Below are 5,251 nucleotides of genomic sequence, written 5' to 3' on the forward strand. Positions count from 1 at the left end.
GGCCGGGTCGATGCCGGCCGCGGCGGACTGCTGGGCGTCGCGGGCCGCGGCCACCGCGGCGTCCACCCGGGCCGGGTCGAGCGGGTCGACGGCGACCCCGAGCCCGAGGTCGAGCCGCGGGTCGACGTCCTCGGTCATCGCCGAGCGCAGGGTGAGCGCGCCGGATCCGGTGAGCGTCTCCAGGACGCGCACCGCCCGCGCGAGGGACGTCGCGACGACGGCGGCGAGGTAGCGCCGCTCGGTGACCGGCTGGGCCCGGTCGAGGTTGGCGCGCAGCACCTGCCGGACCTCGAGCAGCCGGGTCCGGGTGGCGTCCGGCAGCCGGGCCGCCGGCGGCGTCTCAAGGTCGAGGAGCAGCCCGGCGCGGGCGAGTTCGCCGAACCGTCGCCGCCATCCGCCGCCGGCCCCGCCGGGTGGGACGACCTCGACCATCCGCACCGCGACGGCGAGCCGGTCGACCTCGTCGACGATCCGGAACCGGGCGTCGACCCCGACCGCCGACGGCAGGCCGGTGTTCGGGCCGCCGTCCGCGGAGCCGTCCGGGACGCCGTTGAGGGCCTGTTCGAAGCCGGCCGGGGTGGCCAGCCGCCAGGACGTCACCATCCGCAGCCGGGCGCGGTAGGCGTCGTCGTCCTCGCCGGCGAACCGGGGGACGCCGTGGTCGGCGCCGGTCCGGTCGAGCGCGCCGGAGCGCGCGAGCGAGACGTGCCGGGATGCCGCGATCTCGCGGGCGACGGCGGCGATCCGCTGCTTCTCCGCGGTGAGCAGGTATACGGTCCGGGCCAGCCGGCCCTCGACGACGACCGTCTCGACGAGGCCGGCGGCGGCCGCGGCGGCGAGGTCCGTGCCGGCGGCCGCCGCGGCGAGCGCGGTCGACGGGTCGTGCGCCGCAGGCCCGTCGACGACACGGACGGTGACCGTGAGGCGCAGCGGCCCCACAGTGTCCTGCCCGTCCTGCCCGTCCTGCCCGTCCGGACCTCCGGGCAGGTCGGGGACGAGGAGCGGCAGCAGCGATCCGGCCGCCGACCACGCGGTGAACACGGCCGGCGGCGTGGCCGGCACACCGTCGCGGCGGACGACGACCGCCCGCCGCTCGAGTGGCACCCGGAGCCGGACGAGGACCGCGGGCGCCCGCGTCGCCGGGACGTCGACGACGCCGTCGACGAGCGGGACGCCGTGCGCCCCGGCGGCCGCGGCGTACGGCGGGGTGAGCAGGTCGAGGGCGGCGCGCAGGCCCGCGGCCTCGACCGGCCGGTCGCTGCCCCGGCTCATCACGCCACCACGACGTCGGACGGGTCGGTGACCAGCACCGGCACTTCGGCGGGCCCGATCGTCACGTCCTCGCCGACGCCGAACTCCTGGACGCCGTACGGCTGACCGGCGCCGAGGACGGCGTCGGTCAGCCGGGGCGGGTAGCGCAGCAGGCGCAGGTCGCGGGCGTCGGCGACGCCCGGCTCGTTCATCACCGCCCACATCGCCTCGCTGTACCGGACCGGCTCGCCGATCCGCAGCCGGCCGACGTAGCGCCGGATCCGGTCGACGATCCGGCCGACGAGCGCGGTGGTGCCGGCCGACGTCCCGGTGTCGGACGCCGCGAGACCGTCCAGCGAGAGCCGGACCCGCAGGCCGACCCCGACCTGGAGCGCCTGCTCGATGGACGGCGCGATGCCGATCGGCCGGACCGTGTCGACGGCCTGGCGCACCCGGTCGGCGAGCTGGCCGGGCCCGTCCCAGACGACGGACTCGTCGGGGGCGACGAGAACCGTGACGTAGTAGGGGTTCCCGAGGCTGCGCTGCTCGCTGAAGAGCCGCTCCGCGAAGGAGAAGTTGCCGTAGATCGACTGGTTGACGTCGAGGCCGCCGTAGAGGTCCCTGACGAGGACCTGCCGGACCCCGGGGACGAGCGACACCGCGACCCGCAGGGCGTCCGGCGTCCACAGCGTGCGCGGGTAGGCGAGCAGCAGGTCCCGGTAGGTCTCGTCGGACCAGGTGAGGCTGCCGCCCGCAAGCTTTTCACCGTGGGTGATCGTCAGCGTCCCGGCGGTGACGAGCGCGGCCGCGCCCGACGTCCTGGCGTCCGCCGGGTCGAAGGCGTCGATGCGGCCCGGGGTGTCGCCGTCGACCTGTGCCGCCGGGTCGAGGTCGCCGCCCGGGCCGGGCTCGAACGCGGTGACCGCTGCGGTCACGCTCCGGGTCACACCGTCGAGCCGGACCGGGTCGGCGAGGAACACCGACGTGCCGCCGCGGGACCGCAGCCGGCTGCCGCGCGGCAGCGTGAGCTGTGGGACCTCCGGCGGCAGGTCGCCGGCCAGCGCGAGCCTGACGGTGCCGGTCGCGCGGTGGAACGGGCGGGTCAGGCCGAGCTCGGCGCCGAGCCGGGACAGCGCCTCCCCGGTGGCCGTCGAGACGAAGGAGTCGTCGAAGACGAGGCCGAGGTGGCTCCACATCCGGGCGTCCTCGACGCTGACGAGCTCCAGCAGGGTGCGCAGCACGCTGCCGGAGGTCAGGTCGACGTCGGCGCCGAAGAGCGCCCGGGCGAGGGCGATCTTCTCGTCGAGGATGCGCCCGACCGGCTTGGGCACGAAGCCGGCCGCGGTCACGCCGTGGTCGAGGCCGCTCGCAGTACTGCGGGCGAGCGCGTCGAGGTCCGTGCCGGTCGTCGGGTCGGTCATCCGAGGTCCACCTCTCCGAGGGTCATGGGTACGTCGGTGCCGAGGACGGTCCGCACCGTGGCGCGCACGACCTGGCGCCGGCTGGCATCGAGCGGCTCGAGGGTGACGTCCACGACGTCCACGACCCGCGCGTCGGCGAGCAGGGTCCGCACGACGGCGACGCGCAGCAGCTGGTCGCGCAGCAGCGGCCCGAGGGCGAGCGCGAGCACCCGCAGGCCGTCGAACCCGAAGCCGACGTCGAACGGGTCGCTGCCGACCGGGGTGAGCAGGGCGACCGCGAGATCCTGGGCGAGGTTGTCCGGGCCTTCGACGAGCCGTGGCCCGCCGGCCCCCCACGCCAGGTCCACCGCGGGCTGCCCGCCCGGGACGGGAACGAGCGCGAGGCCCCGGCCGAGAACAGCCCGGCCGAGGACGGCCCGGGCACCGGCGCTGTCGGGCGGCGCGGTCACGCCCGGGTCGGCGCTCAAGCCGTCCCCTTGTTCACCTCGACGCCGGTCTTCACCGTCATGACAACCTTCTCTCCGTTGAGCCGGATCTCCTTGTCGGTGGAGATCGTGATGTTGCCGTCGGCGTCGATGGAGATCGACGCGTTGCCCTTCTTCGTCTTCACGGTGAGGACGCCGGCGGCGGGGGTGTCGGGGCGTTTGCCCACATTCGGCATCGAGTCCTCGCCGACGGTGAGCTCGAAGCCGAGGACGTTGACGACGCGGGCGCCCTTGGCGTCGACGAGGTCGCTCGCCACCCTGCCGTCCGGCGCCGGTGCGGCGCTCCTGCCGTCCGGTGCCGGTGTGACGTCCTCCCCGTCCGTTGCCGGGGCGACGTTCGTCGGCAGGGTGAGCCACCAGTCGCCGGCCTGGCTGCTCGGCTCGGACCCCTCGTCCCACACGCAGCCCGCGACGACCGCGTTGCGCGGGTCGCCGTCGTGGTTGAGCTGCACGACCCGGGTGCCCGGGTAGTGCGGGACGACGAGCCCGGTGCCGCCGTAGGCGAAGGGTGTGACGTAGGGCTTGTTCGTGAGGCGGGTCGCGGGCGAGTCGAGCCTGCCGCGGACGGCGACGTTCGGCGGGGCGGCCTGGGCGAGGCCGTCGTCGAGATCGAGCCGCTGGGCGTGCCGCCGCTCCGAGGCCGCGACGGACTGCGCGGTGACGATGCCGGCGTCCACGGCACGGCGCGACCGGGCCATCGTGCCGATCCGGGCGTCGATCGTCTCGGCGACCCGGTGCGCCTCGGTGGTGGGCCCGGGCTGCTTCGCGGCCGCGCCGACGCCCTCGACGCGCAGTTTCGTCGTGAAGCCGGTGGTGCGGCCGAGGGTGTGCGTCACCGAGACGACCCGGAAGTCGCGGGGTTTCGCCTGGGTGGGCGGGGCGAGCAGGCCGACGATCGGGGCCGCGAGCGCGGCGGCGCCACCGAGGGCGCCGACGACGGAGTCGGCGAGGCCCGCCGCCGCCTTCTTCTTCACCACCTCCGGGAGGCGGATCGTGACGGCGTCCCCCACCTTGATGCCCGGGCGGCCGAGGAGCACGACGTCCCAGGCGTCGGCGGTGGAGGTGGCGAACGGGTCGTCCCTGGCCGGGTCGTCGTGCTCGTACGGCGCCGGGGTCGCGTCGACGAGACCGGTCGCGGTGTCCAGGGGGTGGTTGTTCGCGCCGGTGAGCCTGGTGGTCCAGGTGCCGACGTGCACCGTCCCGTCGCGCAGCAGGACGGGGATCCGGCCGTGCGGGGCGTCCGGGAAGGCGCTCCGGGCGAGCGCCTGGACGGCGTCCGCGATCCGGTCCCCGGCGCGCAGCTCGGTCCGGCCGTCGATCGTCGGGTGGTTCCCCTCCGCGACGACGGTGACCGCGGGTGTGAGCGAGCCGAGCAGGGCACGCAGCCAGTCCACGACGGTCCCCTGGGCGGGCAGCGGGGTGCCGGAGACGAAGGAGCGCTGCAGCCGCGCCCACGTGGAGTCGACGCCGCTGAACCGGGTGCGGTAGCGGACGTCGCCCGCGGTCCGTTCGAGCGCGGTGATCCGGCCGGCCAGGACGGCCGTCAGGGTCGACGTCCGGGCCGGGCCGAGGCCCACGGCGGTGAGCACGCCGGCGCCGGCGGAGAGGAACGAGCCCGGGGTGTCCCGCCAGCCGAGCGCGATCTCGACCTCGGGGTACGGGCCGCCGAGGATCGCGTCGACGTCCTGCCCGCTCATCCCGTCGACCGTCACGGTGAACGTGGGCGCGCTCCACGTGCTCTCGAAGACGACCTGGATCTCCGCGTCGTACCCGGAGCGGTCGACGCTGACCGGGGGTTTGCTGCCGGCCGCGGCCGACGCGGCCCGGAAGTCCAGCCGCCAGCCGGCGTCGAAGCCGACGTCAGACGAGCCCGGCATAGGGATCCTCCTCCCGGACGGACGGCCCGTCGCCGGGCTGTCCGGTAGCGAGCCGCCCGGCGACGGACTGCCCGGCGATGGATCGTTCGGCCGCGGGCGCCGCGGCGAGGGTGCGCCAGCCGACGGACAGCCGGGCGCCGGTGGGCCCGGCGGCGACGAGCGCCCCGGCGGTGACGGTCACCTCGTCGACGAGCAGGTGGCCGCGCAGCCGGCCGGC

General features: G+C 76.1%; 5 protein-coding genes. All 5 read right to left on the reverse strand.

The window, feature by feature from the left end; translation table 11 throughout:
- The coding region (locus CM1CMNOD_RS16070; RefSeq protein ID WP_207387504.1) for a hypothetical protein at positions 1 to 1,272 on the reverse strand (1,272 nt) is incomplete at its 3' end.
- Positions 1,272 to 2,672, reverse strand: a complete 1,401-nt coding sequence (locus tag CM1CMNOD_RS16075; RefSeq protein ID WP_013874644.1) for a hypothetical protein — start codon at positions 2,670 to 2,672, stop codon at positions 1,272 to 1,274. The genes CM1CMNOD_RS16075 and CM1CMNOD_RS16070, both read right to left, overlap by 1 nt.
- Complete coding sequence (locus CM1CMNOD_RS16080; protein WP_013874645.1) at positions 2,669 to 3,139, reverse strand: hypothetical protein; 471 nt, start codon at positions 3,137 to 3,139, stop codon at positions 2,669 to 2,671. Before CM1CMNOD_RS16080 ends, CM1CMNOD_RS16075 begins: the two co-directional genes overlap by 4 nt.
- The gene (locus CM1CMNOD_RS16085) at positions 3,136 to 5,034 is read right to left on the reverse strand and encodes a hypothetical protein (protein WP_013874646.1); all 1,899 of its coding nucleotides are present in this window, start codon (positions 5,032 to 5,034) and stop codon (positions 3,136 to 3,138) included. The genes CM1CMNOD_RS16080 and CM1CMNOD_RS16085 overlap by 4 nt, the downstream gene beginning before the upstream one ends.
- On the reverse strand, positions 5,018 to 5,251 hold a 234-nt coding region (locus CM1CMNOD_RS21900; RefSeq protein WP_165490490.1), incomplete at its 5' end, for a hypothetical protein. The genes CM1CMNOD_RS16085 and CM1CMNOD_RS21900, both read right to left, overlap by 17 nt.

Source organism: Protofrankia symbiont of Coriaria myrtifolia (assembly GCF_900634755.1).
GTDB lineage: Bacteria > Actinomycetota > Actinomycetes > Frankiales > Frankiaceae > Protofrankia > Protofrankia coriariae.